At 63.5% G+C, this 16,717-nt stretch carries 13 protein-coding genes and 1 tRNA gene; all 14 read right to left on the reverse strand.

The genetic code is table 11. The annotated features are described in order from the left end of the window. On the reverse strand, positions 1 to 258 hold a 258-nt coding region (locus AC5P5V_RS17560), incomplete at its 3' end, for a GTP-binding protein (RefSeq protein WP_308140924.1). A 52-nt stretch (positions 259 to 310) separates the two neighbouring features. Further along, positions 311 to 2,452, reverse strand: coding sequence for an elongation factor G (fusA, locus tag AC5P5V_RS17565; protein ID WP_049414677.1), 2,142 nt, complete (start codon positions 2,450 to 2,452; stop codon positions 311 to 313). Positions 2,453 to 2,593: 141 nt separating this feature from the next. After that, entirely contained in the window at positions 2,594 to 3,067 is a 474-nt protein-coding gene (gene rpsG, locus AC5P5V_RS17570; protein WP_004145321.1) for a 30S ribosomal protein S7, read from the reverse strand. Between the two features lie 12 nt (positions 3,068 to 3,079). Continuing rightward, the gene (gene rpsL / locus AC5P5V_RS17575; protein ID WP_004145320.1) at positions 3,080 to 3,454 is read right to left on the reverse strand and encodes a 30S ribosomal protein S12; all 375 of its coding nucleotides are present in this window, start codon (positions 3,452 to 3,454) and stop codon (positions 3,080 to 3,082) included. 284 nt (positions 3,455 to 3,738) lie between these two features. After that, complete coding sequence (rpoC, locus tag AC5P5V_RS17580) at positions 3,739 to 7,962, reverse strand: DNA-directed RNA polymerase subunit beta' (RefSeq protein WP_061480645.1); 4,224 nt, start codon at positions 7,960 to 7,962, stop codon at positions 3,739 to 3,741. A gap of 87 nt (positions 7,963 to 8,049) precedes the next feature. Beyond that, positions 8,050 to 12,204 carry a DNA-directed RNA polymerase subunit beta gene (rpoB, locus tag AC5P5V_RS17585; RefSeq protein ID WP_005415409.1) on the reverse strand — a complete coding sequence of 1,385 codons (4,155 nt, stop codon included), beginning with the start codon at positions 12,202 to 12,204 and terminating at the stop codon, positions 8,050 to 8,052. 328 nt (positions 12,205 to 12,532) lie between these two features. Continuing rightward, the gene (rplL, locus tag AC5P5V_RS17590; protein WP_005415408.1) at positions 12,533 to 12,901 is read right to left on the reverse strand and encodes a 50S ribosomal protein L7/L12; all 369 of its coding nucleotides are present in this window, start codon (positions 12,899 to 12,901) and stop codon (positions 12,533 to 12,535) included. A gap of 63 nt (positions 12,902 to 12,964) precedes the next feature. Next, a complete protein-coding gene (rplJ, locus tag AC5P5V_RS17595) occupies positions 12,965 to 13,501 on the reverse strand; it encodes a 50S ribosomal protein L10 (RefSeq protein ID WP_005408203.1) in 537 nt (178 codons plus the stop codon). A gap of 386 nt (positions 13,502 to 13,887) precedes the next feature. Continuing rightward, positions 13,888 to 14,586 carry a 50S ribosomal protein L1 gene (gene rplA, locus AC5P5V_RS17600; RefSeq protein ID WP_005415407.1) on the reverse strand — a complete coding sequence of 233 codons (699 nt, stop codon included), beginning with the start codon at positions 14,584 to 14,586 and terminating at the stop codon, positions 13,888 to 13,890. 4 nt (positions 14,587 to 14,590) lie between these two features. After that, positions 14,591 to 15,019 carry a 50S ribosomal protein L11 gene (rplK, locus tag AC5P5V_RS17605; RefSeq protein ID WP_004145248.1) on the reverse strand — a complete coding sequence of 143 codons (429 nt, stop codon included), beginning with the start codon at positions 15,017 to 15,019 and terminating at the stop codon, positions 14,591 to 14,593. Between the two features lie 299 nt (positions 15,020 to 15,318). Further along, a complete protein-coding gene (gene nusG, locus AC5P5V_RS17610) occupies positions 15,319 to 15,879 on the reverse strand; it encodes a transcription termination/antitermination protein NusG (RefSeq protein ID WP_004154362.1) in 561 nt (186 codons plus the stop codon). 10 nt (positions 15,880 to 15,889) lie between these two features. Then, positions 15,890 to 16,303: a preprotein translocase subunit SecE gene (secE, locus tag AC5P5V_RS17615; RefSeq protein ID WP_004145202.1), complete on the reverse strand. Its 414-nt coding sequence runs from the start codon at positions 16,301 to 16,303 to the stop codon at positions 15,890 to 15,892. 49 nt (positions 16,304 to 16,352) lie between these two features. After that, positions 16,353 to 16,428, reverse strand: a tRNA-Trp gene (locus AC5P5V_RS17620). A 102-nt stretch (positions 16,429 to 16,530) separates the two neighbouring features. Continuing rightward, the coding region (locus AC5P5V_RS17625) for an EF-Tu C-terminal domain-related protein (protein WP_495215967.1) at positions 16,531 to 16,717 on the reverse strand (187 nt) is incomplete at its 5' end.

Consider the following 16,717-nt stretch of genomic DNA (forward strand, 5'->3'; position numbering starts at 1 on the left):
AGCGTGGCCCGGGCAGTCAACGTGGGCGTAGTGACGGATCGGGGATTCGTATTCGACGTGCGCGGTCGAGATCGTGATGCCACGCGCCTTTTCTTCCGGCGCGGCGTCGATCGAGGAGTAGTCCTTGAACTCGCCACCGAAACGCTCGGCACCGATCTTGGTCAGTGCGGCGGTCAGCGTGGTCTTGCCGTGGTCGACGTGACCGATGGTGCCGACGTTGACGTGCGGCTTGGTGCGTTCGAACTTACCCTTTGCCATTGTTCTATACCTTGATTGTTCGTAAGTGGTTTCAAGAGAGGCTGAGCGAGGCTCAGCCCTTCTTCATGACGGCTTCGGCGATGTTGGTCGGAGCCGGCTCGTAGTGATCGAATTCCATGGTGAAGGTGGCGCGGCCCTGGGTCTGCGAACGCAGCGCAGTGGCGTAGCCGAACATTTCACCCAGCGGGATCATCGCGTTGATGATGCTGGCCGAACCGTCACCGGTGGTGTCGGAACCCTGCAGCACGCCGCGACGACGGCTGACGTCGCCCATCACGTCACCCTGGTAATCCTCCGGGGTCACGATCTCGACCTTCATGATCGGCTCCAGCAGCACCGGCTTGGCCTTGGCGAAGCCCTGCTTGAAGGCCATCGACGAAGCCAGCTTGAACGCCATTTCCGAGGAGTCGACGTCGTGGTACGAACCGAACACCAGCTTCACCTTGACGTCCACGACCGGGAAGCCAGCCAGCGGGCCGCTGGTGATGGTTTCGCGCAGGCCCTTCTCGACCGACGGGATGAATTCCTTCGGGATCACGCCGCCGGTGATGTCGTTGATGAACAGGAAGTCGTCCTTGATCATCGGAGCGATCTTCGGATCGGCACGGTCGGCAGCGGTGATCGGCGACAGCTCGATCACGACGTGACCGTACTGACCCTTACCACCGGACTGCTTGGCGTGCTTGTAGTCCGACTTGACGTCGGCCAGGGTGATGGTTTCGCGGTAGGCCACCTGCGGCGCGCCGACGTTGGCTTCAACGTTGAACTCGCGCTTCAGGCGGTCAACGATGATGTCCAGGTGCAGCTCGCCCATGCCCGAGATGATGGTCTGGCCGGATTCTTCGTCGGTCTTGACGCGGAACGACGGATCTTCCTGCGCCAGGCGGCCCAGGGCCAGGCCCATCTTTTCCTGGTCCGACTTGGTCTTCGGCTCGACGGCCATCGAGATCACCGGCTCCGGGAACGTCATGCGCTCCAGGATGATCGGGGCGTCCACGGCGCACAGGGTGTCACCGGTGGTGGTGTCCTTCAGGCCCACGGCAGCGGCGATGTCACCAGCCAGAACTTCCTTGATTTCCTCGCGGTTGTTCGAGTGCATCTGCAGGATGCGGCCGATGCGCTCCTTCTTGCCCTTCACCGAGTTCAGCACGGTGTCGCCACCGTTCAGGGTGCCCGAGTAGACACGGAAGAAGGTCAGCGCGCCGACGAACGGGTCGGTGATGATCTTGAAGGCCAGCGACGAGAACGGAGCCTTGTCGTCCGACTTGCGGGTCATTTCGACGGTGTCGTCGTCAACGTCCACGCCCTTCACGTCCGGCACGTCGACCGGCGACGGCAGCAGCTGGATCACGCCGTCCAGCATGGCCTGCACGCCCTTGTTCTTGAAGGCCGAGCCGCAGTACATCGGCACGATCTCGGTGGCCAGGGTGCGGGTACGCAGCGCGTTGATGATTTCAGCCTCGGCCAGCTCTTCGCCGCCCAGGTACTTTTCCATCAGCTCTTCGCTGGCTTCGGCAGCGGTCTCGACCATGAACTGGCGAGCCTCTTCAGCCGGGCCCTGCAGTTCGGCCGGGATGTCGCTGTATTCGAACTTCATGCCCTGCGAAGCTTCATCCCAGTGGATGGCCTTCATCTTCAGCAGGTCGACGACGCCCTTGAAGTTGTCTTCAGCGCCGATCGGCAGCTGCATCGGCACGGCAACGGCGCCCAGCTTGGCCTTCAGCTGGCCGACGACCTTCTGGAAGTTGGCACCGGTACGGTCCATCTTGTTGACGAACGCGATGCGCGGCACGTGGTACTTGTTGGCCTGGCGCCACACGGTTTCCGACTGCGGCTGCACGCCACCGACGGCGCACAGGACGAAGACGGCACCGTCGAGCACGCGCAGCGAACGCTCCACTTCGATGGTGAAGTCGACGTGCCCGGGGGTGTCGATGATGTTGAAGCGGTGCTCCGGCAGGGACTTGTCCATGCCCTTCCAGAACGCGGTGGTGGCAGCGGACTGGATCGTGATGCCACGCTCCTGCTCCTGCTCCATCCAGTCCATGGTGGCGGCGCCGTCGTGCACTTCACCGATCTTGTGGCTCTTGCCGGTGTAGAACAGGATGCGCTCGGACGTGGTGGTCTTGCCGGCATCGATGTGAGCCATGATGCCGAAGTTACGGTAACGCTCGATGGGAGTGGAACGGGCCACGGGAGCCTCTCAGATTTCTTGGATTTCGGATGGCCGAACGCCGCCTTTCGGCGGCCTTCGGATTGGCGCAGTCCTTCTGGGACCGCGAGGCAGCACGCACCGAAGTGGTGCTGCCCTGCCTGTTTTACAAGGCCGTCAAACTCACCAGCGGTAGTGGGCGAATGCCTTGTTGGCTTCGGCCATGCGGTGGGTTTCTTCGCGCTTCTTGATGGCGCCGCCGCGGTTTTCCGAGGCGTCGATCAGTTCAGCAGCCAGCTTCTTCGGCATGGTGTTCTCACCACGCTTGCGCGCGGAGTCGATCAGCCAGCGCATGGCCAGGGCCATCTTGCGCGACGAACGCACTTCGACCGGCACCTGGTAGGTGGCACCACCGACGCGGCGCGACTTGACTTCGACCGCCGGAGCGACGTTGTCCAGAGCCTTCTGCACCAGTTCAATGGCGTTGGCGCTGCTGTTCTTCTCGGTGATCACGTCCATGGCGCCGTACACGATCTTTTCGGCGACGGACTTCTTGCCGCTCTGCATGACCATGTTGATGAAACGGGCGATGGTTTCGCTTCCGTGCTTCGGATCGGGCAGGACGGAACGCTGCGGAGTATTACCCTTACGCGACATAGTGCTCTCTCCTTATGCCTTCGGACGCTTGGCGCCGTACTTGGAACGGGCCTGGCGACGCTTGGCAACGCCGGCGGCGTCGAGCGAGCCACGAACGGTGTGGTAACGCACACCCGGCAGGTCCTTGACGCGACCGCCGCGGATCAGGACCACGGAGTGCTCCTGCAGGTTGTGGCCTTCACCACCGATGTAGGAAATCACTTCTTCCTGGTTGGTCAGGCGGACCTTGGCAACCTTGCGCAGAGCCGAGTTCGGCTTCTTCGGAGTGGTGGTGTAGACACGGGTGCAGACGCCACGGCGCTGCGGGCACTTGTCGAGCGCCGGCGAGGCACTCTTGTAGGTGGTCGCTTGCCGCGGCTTGCGGACCAGCTGGTTGATCGTCGCCATCAGTAGGTTCTTCTGATTGGTGGCCGGAAAATCCGACCAGAGATGCGGAAATGTTAAAGCAGGCCGAAATTTTGGCCTGCTGAGACAGACGATTGTAGCAACCTGCAAGGAAAGCAGTCAAACGCCTCCTGTCAAGCCCGTCCCTGATCCCGGGACGTTACTGGGGGGCCTCCATGTACCCCGTTCAGGTTGGCTGGGTCGATCGCGGACGATCTCCCCTGCCCTTTCCCAATCCCATCGATGGACCGATGGGGTGGTCCGGCCTTGCGGCCGGACCGGATACCTCATTCTTCGCCCGAGGCCTGTTCAGCTTCGGCTTCAACCACCGGGGACTCGACCGCAGCCGGGGTGCCGGCCAGGGTCTGCATTTCCGAGTCGGTGAGACCGGAAGCGCCGCGACGGCGGCTGCTGTGGTAGGACAGGCCGGTACCGGCCGGAATCAGGCGGCCGACGATGACGTTTTCCTTCAGGCCACGCAGGTTGTCCTTGGTACCGCGGACGGCAGCCTCGGTCAGCACTCGGGTGGTCTCCTGGAAGGAGGCCGCCGAGATGAACGATTCGGTCGCCAGCGACGCCTTGGTGATACCCAGCAGGACCGGATCGAAGCGCGCCGGCAGTTCGTTGCGGGTCGACAGGCGCGCATTCTCCTCGATAACGCGCTGGCGCTCCACCTGTTCGCCGTTCAGGAACTTGCTGCTGCCCTGGTCGGTGATCTCGACCTTGCGCAGCATCTGGCGGGTGATCACCTCGATGTGCTTGTCGTTGATCTTCACGCCCTGCAGGCGGTACACGTCCTGGATTTCCTTGACCAGGTAGGCAGCCAGCGGCTCGACACCCAGCAGGCGCAGGATGTCCTGCGGGCTCGGCTCGCCGTCCACGATGGTTTCACCCTTGGTGACATGCTCGCCTTCAAACACGATGACCTGGCGGTACTTCGGGATCAGCTCTTCGTGCTCCGAACCATCAGTGTCCTTGATGATCAGGCGCTGCTTGCCCTTGGTGTCCTTGCCGAAGCTGATGATGCCCGAACGCTCGGCCAGCACCGCCGGATCCTTCGGCTTGCGCGCTTCGAACAGGTCGGCCACGCGCGGCAGACCACCGGTGATGTCGCGGGTCTTCGACGCTTCCTGCGGGATCTTGGCGACGACGTCGCCCACGCCCACCGGGGCGCCGTCCTGCAGGTTGACGATCGAACGCGGCGGCAGCAGGTACTGCGCCGGCAGGTCGGTGCCCGGGATCGACAGGTCGTTGCCCTTGGCGTCGACGATGCGCACGATCGGGCGCAGGTCCTTGGCCTGGGTACCACGACGCTTCGGATCGGTGATTTCGCGCGAGGCCAGGCCGGTCAGCTCGTCGGTCTTCTCGATGACGGTGACGCCGTCGACGAAGTCGATGAAGCGGATGAAGCCGGCCACTTCCGACACGATCGGGTGGTTATGCGGATCCCAGTTGGCCACGGTCTGGCCAGCCTTGATCGCATCACCGTCCTTGGACGTGATGGTCGCACCGTACGGCAGCTTGTAACGCTCACGCTCACGGCCGTGCGCATCGAGCACCGAGATTTCGCCCGAGCGCGACACCGCCACCAGCGAGCCGTTGGCGTGCTCCACGGACTTGAGGTTGCTGAACTTGACCGAGCCGGTGGTCTTGACGGTGATGTTGTCGACCGCAGCAGCTCGCGACGCCGCACCACCGATGTGGAACGTACGCATGGTCAGCTGGGTACCCGGCTCACCGATGGACTGGGCGGCGATGACGCCGACCGCTTCACCGATGTTGACCAGGTGGCCACGCGCCAGGTCGCGGCCGTAGCAGCGCGAGCAGACACCGAAAGCCGATTCACAGGAGATGGTTGAGCGGACCTTGATGGTCTGCACGCCGGCATCTTCCAGCTTGGCAACCCAGGCTTCGTCCAGCAGGGTGTTGCGGGTGACGATCGGATCTTCGTCGTTGCCCGGCAGGAACACGTCCTCGGCAACCACGCGGCCCAGCACGCGATCCTTCAGCGGCTCGACCACGTCGCCGCCTTCCACGATCGGGGTCATGATCAGGCCTTCGGTGGTACCGCAATCCACTTCGGTGATCACCACGTCCTGCGCCACGTCGACCAGGCGACGGGTCAGGTAACCCGAGTTCGCGGTCTTCAGCGCGGTATCGGCCAGACCCTTACGGGCACCGTGGGTGGAGTTGAAGTACTCCTGCACGTTCAGGCCTTCGCGGAAGTTCGCCTTGATGGGCGTCTCGATGATCGAGCCGTCCGGGCGGGCCATCAGGCCACGCATGCCGGCCAGCTGACGGATCTGCGCCTGCGAACCACGCGCACCGGAGTCGGCCATGATGTACAGCGAGTTCATCGACTTCTGGTCGATGGTCTCGCCCTTGGCATTGACGACCTTCTCGGTACCGATGGTGTCCATCATCGCCTTGGCGATGCGCTCGTTGGTGCGCGACCAGATGTCGACCACCTTGTTGTAGCGCTCGCCGGCGGTGACCAGGCCCGACTGGTACTGCTCCTGGATTTCCAGCACTTCGGCTTCGGCCTCGGTGAGGATGCCCTTCTTCTCGTCCGGGATCAGCATGTCGTCGATGCCGATCGAGACGCCGGCGCGGGTCGCATAGGCGAAGCCGGTGTACATCAGCTTGTCGGCGAACACGACCGTGTCCTTCAGGCCGAGCTGGCGGTAGCTGGAGTTGATCAGGCGGCTGATGTTCTTCTTGGTCAGCTCGACATTGGCCAGCGCGAACGGCAGGCCTTCCGGCAGGATTTCAGCCAGCAGGGCGCGACCGATCGTGGTGTCCACGATCGAGGTCTTGTTCTGCTTGTTGCCGTCTTCGTCGGTCACCACCTCGGTGATGCGGACCTTGACCTTGGCGTGCAGTTCCACCACGCGGTTGTCGTAGGCGCGCTTGACTTCGGCGATGTTGGCGAAGGCCATGCCCTCGCCCTTCTTGTTCTCCAGCGAGCGGGTCATGTAGTACAGACCCAGCACGACGTCCTGCGACGGCACGATGATCGGCTCGCCGTTGGCCGGCGACAGGATGTTGTTGGTCGACATCATCAGCGCACGCGCTTCCAGCTGGGCTTCCAGCGAGAGCGGCACGTGGACGGCCATCTGGTCACCGTCGAAGTCGGCGTTGAACGCGGTGCAGACCAGCGGGTGCAGCTGGATGGCCTTGCCCTCGATCAGTACCGGCTCGAACGCCTGGATGCCCAGGCGGTGCAGGGTCGGCGCACGGTTCAGCATCACCGGATGCTCGCGGATGACCTCTTCCAGGATGTCCCAGACTTCGGCTTCTTCGCGCTCGACCAGCTTCTTGGCAGCCTTGATGGTGGTGGCCAGGCCACGACGCTGCAGCTTGGCGAAGACGAACGGCTTGAACAGCTCGAGCGCCATCTTCTTCGGCAGGCCGCACTGGTGCAGGCGCAGGTACGGACCGACCACGATGACCGAACGGCCAGAGTAGTCGACGCGCTTGCCGAGCAGGTTCTGGCGGAAGCGACCCTGCTTGCCCTTGATCATGTCGGCCAGCGACTTCAGCGGGCGCTTGTTGGTGCCGGTGATGGCACGGCCGCGACGGCCGTTGTCCAGCAGCGCATCGACCGATTCCTGCAGCATGCGCTTTTCATTGCGCACGATGATGTCCGGCGCGCTCAGTTCGAGCAGGCGGCGCAGGCGGTTGTTGCGGTTGATGACGCGGCGGTACAGGTCGTTCAGGTCGGAGGTCGCGAAGCGGCCGCCATCCAGCGGAACCAGCGGACGCAGGTCCGGCGGCAGCACCGGCAGCACGGTCATGACCATCCATTCCGGACGGTTGCCCGATTCCAGGAAGGCTTCGATCAGCTTGATGCGCTTGGTGAGGCGCTTGAGCTTGGTTTCCGAACCGGTAGCGGCGATTTCCTCGCGCAGGCGGGTCATCTCCGACTGCAGGTCGATCGTGCGCAGCAGTTCGTAGACGGCCTCGGCGCCCATGGCGGCGTCGAAGTCGTCGCCGTGCTCCTGGCGGGCCTGCAGGTACTGTTCTTCGGTCAGCAGCTGGCGGCGCTCCAGGGCGGTCAGGCCCGGCTCGGTCACCACGTACGCTTCGAAGTACAGCACGCGCTCGATGTCGCGCAGGGTCATGTCCAGCATCAGGCCAATGCGCGACGGCAGCGACTTGAGGAACCAGATGTGCGCGACCGGCGAAGCCAGGTCGATGTGGCCCATGCGCTCACGACGCACCTTGGCCAGGGTCACTTCGGTGCCGCACTTTTCGCAGACCACGCCGCGGTGCTTCATGCGCTTGTACTTGCCGCACAGGCACTCGTAGTCCTTCACCGGGCCGAAGATGGCGGCGCAGAACAGGCCGTCGCGTTCCGGCTTGAAGGTACGGTAGTTGATGGTTTCCGGCTTCTTCACTTCGCCGAAGGACCACGAACGGATCAGGTCCGGCGAGGCCAGCGCGATCTTGATCGCGTCGAAGTCCAGCGTCTGGCGCTGCTGGTTGAAGAGGTTGAGCAGGTCTTTCATGGTGTTCTCCAGAAGGAGGAATGCTGTGTCGATGGGCTTTCAGTTCACTGCCAGCGGCGCGGCGGCGGACCGCCGCGCCGGCATGGATCAGTTGTCTTCCAGTTCCATGTTGATGGCCAGCGAGCGGATTTCCTTCACGAGCACGTTGAAGGATTCCGGCATGCCCGCGACCATCTCGTGCTCGCCGTCGACGATGTTCTTGTACATCTGGTTGCGGCCCTGCACGTCATCGGACTTCACCGTCAGCATTTCCTGCAGGGTGTAGGCCGCGCCGTAGGCTTCCAGCGCCCAGACTTCCATTTCACCGAAGCGCTGGCCGCCGAACTGCGCCTTGCCGCCCAGCGGCTGCTGGGTGACGAGCGAGTACGGACCGGTCGAACGGGCGTGCATCTTGTCGTCGACCAGGTGGTTCAGCTTCAGGTAGTGCATGTAACCGACGGTGGTATGGCGGTCGAAGGCTTCACCGGTGCGGCCGTCGTACAGCTGGGTCTGGCCACTGCTCGGCAGGTCGGCCAGTTCCAGCATGCGCTTGATTTCCGCTTCGGTGGCGCCGTCGAAGACCGGGGTGGCCATCGGCACGCCGTCGGTCAGGTTGCGGGCCAGGCGCAGCAGTTCCTCGTCGCTGAACTGCGACAGGTCGACACGGTTGGCCACGTTGGTGTCGTCGTGGTTGTAGATGTCGTCCAGGAACTTGCGCAGGTCGGCCACCGCCGCCTGGGCTTCCAGCATCGCCTGGATCTTGCGACCCAGGCCCTTGGCGGCCCAGCCCAGGTGCACTTCCAGGATCTGGCCGATGTTCATACGCGACGGCACGCCCAGCGGGTTCAGCACGATGTCCACGGTCTCGCCCGAGGCCATGTACGGCATGTCCTCGACCGGCACCACGTTGGACACCACACCCTTGTTGCCGTGGCGGCCTGCCATCTTGTCGCCCGGCTGGATGCGGCGCTTCACCGCCAGGAACACCTTGACCATCTTCAGCACGCCCGGGGCGAGGTCGTCGCCCGCGGTGATCTTGCCGCGCTTGTCGGCGAAGCGACGCTCGAATTCCTTCTCGTGCGCCTGGATCTGCTTCTGGGCGCGCTCGATGGCTTCCGAGGCGTCCTCGTCCTTCATGCGCAGGGCGAACCAGTCAGACTTCTTCAGGCCGTCGAGGAAGGCGTCGGTGATCACGTCACCCTTCTTCAGGCCAGCACCACCATTGACCACCTTGCCCACGATCTGCGAACGCAGACGCATGTAGATGGCAGCTTCCAGGATGCGGAACTGGTCATCGAAGTCCTTCTTGACGCGCTTGATTTCGGACTCTTCGATCTGGCGCGCGCGCTTGTCCTTCTCGATGCCGTCGCGGGTGAAGACCTGCACGTCGATGACGGTGCCGTCCATGCCCGGCGGAACGCGCAGCGAGCTGTCCTTAACGTCCGAAGCCTTCTCGCCGAAGATCGCGCGGAGCAGCTTCTCTTCCGGGGTCAGCTGGCTTTCGCCCTTCGGGGTGACCTTGCCGACCAGGATGTCGCCGGCGCGCACTTCGGCACCGATGTACACCACGCCGCTCTCGTCCAGGCGGTTCAGCGCCTGCTCGGAGACGTTCGGGATGTCGGCGGAGATTTCCTCCGGCCCCAGCTTGGTGTCACGCGCGACGCAGGTCAGCTCTTCGATGTGGATCGTGGTGTAGCGATCCTCTTCCACCACGCGCTCGGAGAGCAGGATGGAGTCTTCGAAGTTGTAGCCGTTCCACGGCATGAACGCGATCAGCATGTTCTGGCCCAGGGCCAGCTCGCCGATGTCGGTGGACGGACCGTCGGCCAGCACGTCACCGCGGGCGATGACGTCACCCACCTGGACCAGCGGACGCTGGTTGATGCAGGTGTTCTGGTTCGACCGGGTGTACTTGACCAGGTTGTAGATGTCCACGCCGGCGTCGGTGGCGCCAACGATCTCTTCCTCATTGACCTTGACCACGATGCGGGCGGCGTCGATCTGCACGATCTCGCCACCACGACGGGCGTTCACGGTCACACCCGAGTCACGCGCCACTGCGCGCTCGATGCCGGTACCGACCAGCGGCTTCTGCGAACGCAGGGTCGGCACGGCCTGACGCTGCATGTTGGCGCCCATCAGTGCGCGGTTCGCGTCATCGTGCTCCAGGAACGGAACCAGCGCGGCCGCGATCGAGACGGTCTGCATCGGCGAAACGTCCATGAAGTGGACTTCCGCCGGCGGCTTCAGCAGCGATTCGCCCTGGAAGCGGCACGGAACGAACTGCTCGGTCAGGGTGCCCTTGGCGTCGGTCAGCGCGTTGGCCTGCGCAATGACGTACTCGTTCTCTTCAATGGCCGACAGGAACTCGACTTCGTCATAGACCTTGCCGTCCACGACCTTGCGGTACGGGGTCTCGAGGAAACCGTACTTGTTGGTGCGGGCGTACACGGCCAGCGAGTTGATCAGGCCGATGTTCGGGCCTTCCGGGGTTTCGATGGTGCAGACGCGGCCGTAATGGGTCGGGTGCACGTCGCGCACTTCGAAGCCGGCGCGCTCACGGGTCAGGCCGCCCGGGCCCAGGGCCGAGACGCGGCGCTTGTGGGTCACTTCCGACAGCGGGTTGTTCTGGTCCATGAACTGCGACAGCTGCGAGGAGCCGAAGAACTCCTTGATGGCAGCGGCGACCGGCTTGGCGTTGATCAGTTCCTGCGGGGTCAGGCCTTCCGATTCGGCCATCGACAGGCGCTCCTTGACCGCACGCTCGACGCGGACCAGGCCGACGCGGAACACGTTCTCGGCCATTTCGCCGACCGAACGCACGCGACGGTTGCCCAGGTGATCGATGTCGTCGACCACGCCGCGACCGTTGCGGATCTCGGTCAGGACCTTGATCACGTCCAGGATGTCGGAGCTTTCGCCGTGGGCAGCGACCAGGCGCTTGGACTCTTCGTCGTTGCGCTCGCCGAAGTACTTGCTGTCGTACAGCACGGCTTCGCCGGTGGTTTCCTTGCGGCCCACGCGACGGTTGAACTTCATGCGGCCGACCGCGGACAGGTCGTAGCGCTCGAAGGTGAAGAACAGGTTGTGGAACAGGTTCTGCGCGGCATCCTTGGTCGGCGGCTCGCCCGGACGCATCATGCGGTAGATCTCGACCAGGGCTTCCAGCTGGGTCTTGGTCGGGTCGATACGCAGGGTGTTGGACAGGTACGGGCCACGATCCAGGTCGTTCACCCACAGGGTGCCCACGGCATCCACACCGGCCTTGCGGAAGGCCTGCAGCTGCTCGTCCGTGATCTCGTCGTTGGCCTGGGCCAGCAGTTCGCCGGTCGAGGCATCGACCACGTCGTGCGACAGGATGCGGCCGACGATGTAGTCGTCCGGCACGGCCAGGGCGGCGATGCCCGAGGCTTCCAGCTGCTTGATGTGGCGCGCGGTGATGCGCTTGCCGGCTTCCACGATGACCTTGTCGCCGTCGGCGAGGTCGAAGCCCAGGGTCTCGCCACGCAGGCGCTCCGGCACCAGCTCCAGCTGGACGCCTTCATCCGGGTTGATGTGGAAGGTGTTGATCTCGAAGAACTCGGCCAGCATCTCTTCGTTGCTGTAGCCGAGCGCGCGCAGCAGGATCGACACCGGCAGCTTGCGGCGGCGGTCGATACGGGTGAACAGCGCGTCCTTCGGGTCGAACTCGAAGTCCAGCCAGGAGCCGCGGTAGGGAATGATGCGGGCGCTGTACAGCAGCTTGCCCGAGCTGTGGGTCTTGCCACGGTCGTGGTCGAAGAACACGCCCGGCGAGCGGTGCAGCTGGGAGACGATGACGCGCTCGGTGCCGTTGACGATGAAGGTGCCGTTCTCGGTCATCAGCGGGATTTCGCCCAGATAGACCTCCTGCTCCTTCACGTACTTGATGGCCTTGGTCGACGACTCACGGTCGTAGATCACCAGGCGCACGGTCACGCGCAGCGGGGCGCCGTAGCTCATGCCGCGCTGGCGGCACTCACGCTCGTCGAAGACCGGTTCGCCCAGCTTGTAGCCGACGTATTCCAGGGCAGCGTTGCCGCTGTAGCTGGCGATCGGGAAGACCGACTTCAGCGCAGCGTGCAGGCCGTGGTCCGTGCGCTTGGCCGGATCGACGTTTTCCTGCAGGAATTCACGATAGGAATCCACCTGGATGGCGAGCAGGAACGGCACTTCGAGAATCGAGCGCTGCTTGCCGAAATCCTTGCGGATACGCTTTTTTTCGGTGAACGAATAGGACGTCATGAGGTCTTCCACCTTGTTGTGCGGATCGTGCGCCCACGATCCGAAGGGAACTTGAAATTGTCAGTTGGAAGTCGCTGGTATTGCCGGCACCAGCACGCCTTCTCCCGCTACTTCCAACTGCCAACTCGTCTGCTACCACTCCCCCGCTGCCGCGCTCGGCGCTGGCCTGCCGGGGTTTGACTGCAGCCCGTGTTGGGCTTTTTCCTGCTTTTTTCACATCCACGCATGGCGCGGATCTACAACACCGCTACAACGACCAAAGGCCGGGGGCTTACGCCCCCAGCCTTGGCTGCATCGCCGCGAATCGGTGACGATGCAAGGTAACTGCTTACTTGACTTCGACAGTCGCGCCAGCAGCTTCCAGGTCCTTCTTCATCTTCTCGGCTTCTTCCTTCGAAGCGTTGTCCTTCAGGACGCCGCCGGCTTCGGCCAGGTCCTTCGCTTCCTTCAGGCCCAGGCCGGTGATGGCGCGGACGGCCTTGATGACTTCGACCTTCTTCTCGCCGGCAGTCTTCAGGGTGACGACGAATTCGGTCTGCTCTTCAACAGCAGCAGCCGGGCCAGCGGCAGCAGCCACGGCAACCGGAGCAGCGGCGGAGACGCCGAACTTCTCTTCGATGGCCTTGACCAGCTCCATCACTTCCATCAGGGACTTCTCGGCGATGGCGTCGACGATCTGTTCGTTGGTAAGGGACATGATTAATACCTTTGGATGATTTTCTGGATTGAGGTTCCGTCAGGAACCACGGTAAGTCGAAACTCAGGCGGTCTCGGCGGCCGGCTCGGCAGCGTCAGCGGCGACATCGCCACCACCCTGCTTCTCGCCAACGGCCTTGATGGCGCGGGCAAACATCGTGACCGGCTCGGTCAGGACGCGGGCCAGCATGGCCAGGGCCTGGTCGCGGGTCGGCAGCGATGCCAGCACGTCGACGTGGCTCGCCGGGAACACTTCACCACCGATGGCGACGACCTTAGCCTTCAGCTTGTCGTTGCCCTTGGCGGCTTCCTTGATCAGGCGACCGGCAGCGCCGGGCTCCTCGAGCGAGAACGCGTACAGCAGCGGACCAACCATCTGGTCCTGGGCGACTGCGAACTCGGTGCCTTCAACGGCGCGCGAAGCCAGGGTGTTCTTGACAACCTTCAAGAAAACACCGGTTTCACGAGCCTGCTTGCGCATCGCGGTCATCTGGGCGACCGTGGTGCCAGCGTATTCGGCTGCGATCAAGGAGTGGGCCTTGGCGGCGACGTCTGCCAGCTCGGCGACTACTTCTTGCTTCTGGGACAGATTGAGAGCCATTGCACTCCTCCTATTGAACTCCGCTTACGGCTCCTGCCGTGTGCGGTCCTGTGCGGCATCCATCCTGGACGCCGGGAACATCGGGATGATGTTCCGGGGGTGGGCCGTTCTAGACCTGGAGTGGGCCAACCTGGGAAACCCAGACGTGCGTGAACCAGAAAAACTCCAGAAGGGCACCATCTACGCAGGGTGATTCCGGGGAATCGATTAAGCGCTCCTGACTGCTCCGGCGGCGACTCCTTGCCAGATCGAGCTTCCATGCCCGTCGCCGGTATTGCCACGACCGCGCCTGCGGTCTTTGACGGCTACCGCGGGCGATGCACTGCCAGCGATGCCTTCAAATGTCACGGTCACGGCACCCGGGGCACCGTGACCGCTTGAAACAATTACTTCAGGGTCAGCGACGACTGGTCGACGGTGACGCCCGGGCCCATCGTCGAGCTGACCGAAACCTTCTGCAGGTAGGTGCCCTTCGAGGTGGCCGGCTTGGCCTTGATCAGGTCCAGCAGCAGCGCGGTCAGGTTCGACTTCAGCGCGTCTTCGGCGAAGTCGGCCTTGCCGATGGTGCAGTGGATGATGCCGGCCTTGTCGGTGCGGTAACGGACCTGACCCGACTTGGCGTTCTTCACGGCTTCACCCGGGTTCGGGGAAACGGTGCCGACCTTCGGGTTCGGCATCAGGCCGCGCGGGCCCAGCACGGTGCCCAGCTTACCGACGACGCGCATGGCGTCCGGGGTCGCGATGACGACGTCGTAGTTCAGATCGCCGGCCTGCATCTTCTCGGCCAGGTCATCCATACCGACGGCGTCGGCGCCAGCAGCCAGGGCTTCGTCAGCTTTGGCACCGGCCGGAGCGAACACGGCGACGCGGACCGACTTGCCGGTACCGGCCGGCAGCACGGTGGAGCCACGGACCTGCTGGTCGGACTTCTTCGCATCGACGCCCAGGCGCACGGCGACGTCGATCGACTCGACGAACTTGGCCTTGGTGGCGGTCTTCAGGATGTTGATCGCGTCCTCGAAGGCGTATGCCTTGCCCGGAACGACGGCGGCCTTGATGGCCTTCTCACGCTTGGTCTGTGCCATCTTATTAACCCTCCACCACGAGGCCCATGGAACGGGCAGAGCCAGCGATGGTACGCACGGCGGCGTCCAGGTCGGCGGCAGTCAGATCCGGTTCCTTCGCCTTGGCGATCTCTTCCAGCTGCTTACGGGTGACCTTGCCGACCTTCTCGGTGTTCGGGCGCTTGGAGCCCGACGAGATGCCAGCAGCCTTCTTCAGCAGGGTGGTAGCCGGGGTGCTCTTGGTGATGAAGGTGAACGTACGGTCCGAGTAGGCCGTGATGATCACCGGAACCGGCAGACCCGGCTCGAGCTTCTGCGTGGCAGCGTTGAACGCCTTGCAGAATTCCATGATGTTCAGGCCACGCTGACCCAGCGCAGGACCGACCGGCGGCGAGGGGTTGGCCTGACCGGCCTTCACCTGCAGCTTGATGTAACCGACAACTTTCTTTGCCATGTGAGTGCTCTCCGGGTGCTAGCGCCTTTCGACAACAGGCTCCCCATCGGACCGGGAATCACGCGTCCCGGCATCGCGTTTTGAAATCATGCTGAAGGCCACCTTGCGGCGGCCTCGTCCTGCTGGCTTCCCCAGCGGGGAGCCGCGCACTATAACAGGTTTTTTCTTCACATGCCTGAAGCGGCAGGTAAACGAACGAAACCGGGCCAGGCCCGGTTCCCTTTGGAGAGTCGAGCCATGCCCGACTACCGCACCATCCAGACCCCGGAGTCGAGCATGGCTCGACTCGACAGGACAGGTCAGACGGCCTTTTCGACCTGGCCGAACTCCAGCTCGACCGGAGTGGCACGACCGAAGATCAGCACCGAGACGCGCAGACGGCTCTTCTCGTAGTTGACTTCTTCGACGACGCCATTGAAATCGTTGAACGGACCGTCGGTGACGCGGACCATCTGGCCCGGCTCGAACAGCACCTTCGGACGCGGCTTCTCGACACCCTCCTGAACGCGGTTCAGGATGGCCTCGGCCTCGGAATCGGCGATCGGCAGCGGACGATCGGCGGTGCCGCCGATGAAGCCCATGACCCGCGGGGTTTCCTTGACCAGATGCCAGCTTTCGTTGTCGATGCGCGGAATGCCGGCTTCCTCGTGGGTCTCGATCTGGACCAGCACGTAACCCGGGAAGAACTTGCGCTCGGAACGGCGTTTCTGGCCGGCGCGCATCTCGACCACTTCCTCGGTCGGGACCAGGACGTCGCCGAAGCGCTCTTCCATGCCGTCACGGACGATGCGATCGCGCAGAGCCTGCGCCACCGACTTCTCAAAGCCCGAATAGGCGTGAACGACGTACCAACGCTTCATGCAATTCTCCTTAGCGGCTCAGGAACCACTGAGTCAGTTTCTGGATCAGGAAGTCGAAGCCACCCAGCAGAAGACTGAGGATGAGCACCACGACGATCACGACCCAGGTCATGCGGACGGCTTCCTGGCGCGTCGGCCAGACCACCTTGCGCAGTTCGAAGCGCGACTCGGAGAGGAATTCGCGGGTGTCGCGCCCCTTGCCGGTCAGCATGAACACGCCGATACCGCCAACCAGACCGACCACGACCGCCAATGCACGCAGCTGACCCGCCCACGCACCCAGCTGGGCGGCGCGACCGGAGTCGGCGGAGAACCAGAACCAGACGAACAGACCGGCCAGCACCAGCAGCGATGCGGCGACATACTTGACGATATCTCCACCGTTGGCGGAGTTGTCCTTGGAGTGTTCGATCTTGCTATTCATCCGGCTGTGTCTGCTTTAGCGGCCCAGGCCGCTGGATAAGGTGGGCAGATGGCACGCCAGGAGGGACTCGAACCCCCAACCTGCGGTTTTGGAGACCGCTGCTCTGCCAATTGAGCTACTGGCGTACGTTGAAAACTTGCCTTCCCTTAGACGGCGAAGGCGGACCGAGGTTCCCGGCCCGCCATTCGCGTAACCGGCGGCGCTATGCAACCACCGGTACTGCAGGCTTACTCGATGATCTTCGAGACCACGCCGGCGCCGACGGTACGGCCACCTTCGCGGATGGCGAAGCGCAGGCCTTCGTCCATGGCCACCGGGTTGATCAGGGTGACTTCCATCTTGACGTTGTCACCCGGCATCACCATTTCGACGCCTTCCGGCAGCTTGGCGGCGCCGGTGATGTCGGTGGTGCGG

The sequence above is a fragment of the Stenotrophomonas sp. YJH_SMC_130 genome (genome assembly GCF_059369035.1).

Excerpts from the sequence above, each read along its gene's own strand:
- nusG (WP_004154362.1), bottom strand. The coding sequence starts at position 15,879 with ATGAAGCGTTGGTACGTCGTTCACGCCTATTCGGGCTTTGAGAAGTCG.
- rpoC (WP_061480645.1), bottom strand. The coding sequence starts at position 7,962 with ATGAAAGACCTGCTCAACCTCTTCAACCAGCAGCGCCAGACGCTGGAC.
- rplL (WP_005415408.1), bottom strand. The coding sequence starts at position 12,901 with ATGTCCCTTACCAACGAACAGATCGTCGACGCCATCGCCGAGAAGTCC.
- secE (WP_004145202.1), bottom strand. The coding sequence starts at position 16,303 with ATGAATAGCAAGATCGAACACTCCAAGGACAACTCCGCCAACGGTGGA.
- rplK (WP_004145248.1), bottom strand. The coding sequence starts at position 15,019 with ATGGCAAAGAAAGTTGTCGGTTACATCAAGCTGCAGGTGAAGGCCGGT.
- rplJ (WP_005408203.1), bottom strand. The coding sequence starts at position 13,501 with ATGGCTCTCAATCTGTCCCAGAAGCAAGAAGTAGTCGCCGAGCTGGCA.
- rplA (WP_005415407.1), bottom strand. The coding sequence starts at position 14,586 with ATGGCACAGACCAAGCGTGAGAAGGCCATCAAGGCCGCCGTCGTTCCG.
- rpoB (WP_005415409.1), bottom strand. The coding sequence starts at position 12,204 with ATGACGTCCTATTCGTTCACCGAAAAAAAGCGTATCCGCAAGGATTTC.
- rpsL (WP_004145320.1), bottom strand. The coding sequence starts at position 3,454 with ATGGCGACGATCAACCAGCTGGTCCGCAAGCCGCGGCAAGCGACCACC.
- rpsG (WP_004145321.1), bottom strand. The coding sequence starts at position 3,067 with ATGTCGCGTAAGGGTAATACTCCGCAGCGTTCCGTCCTGCCCGATCCG.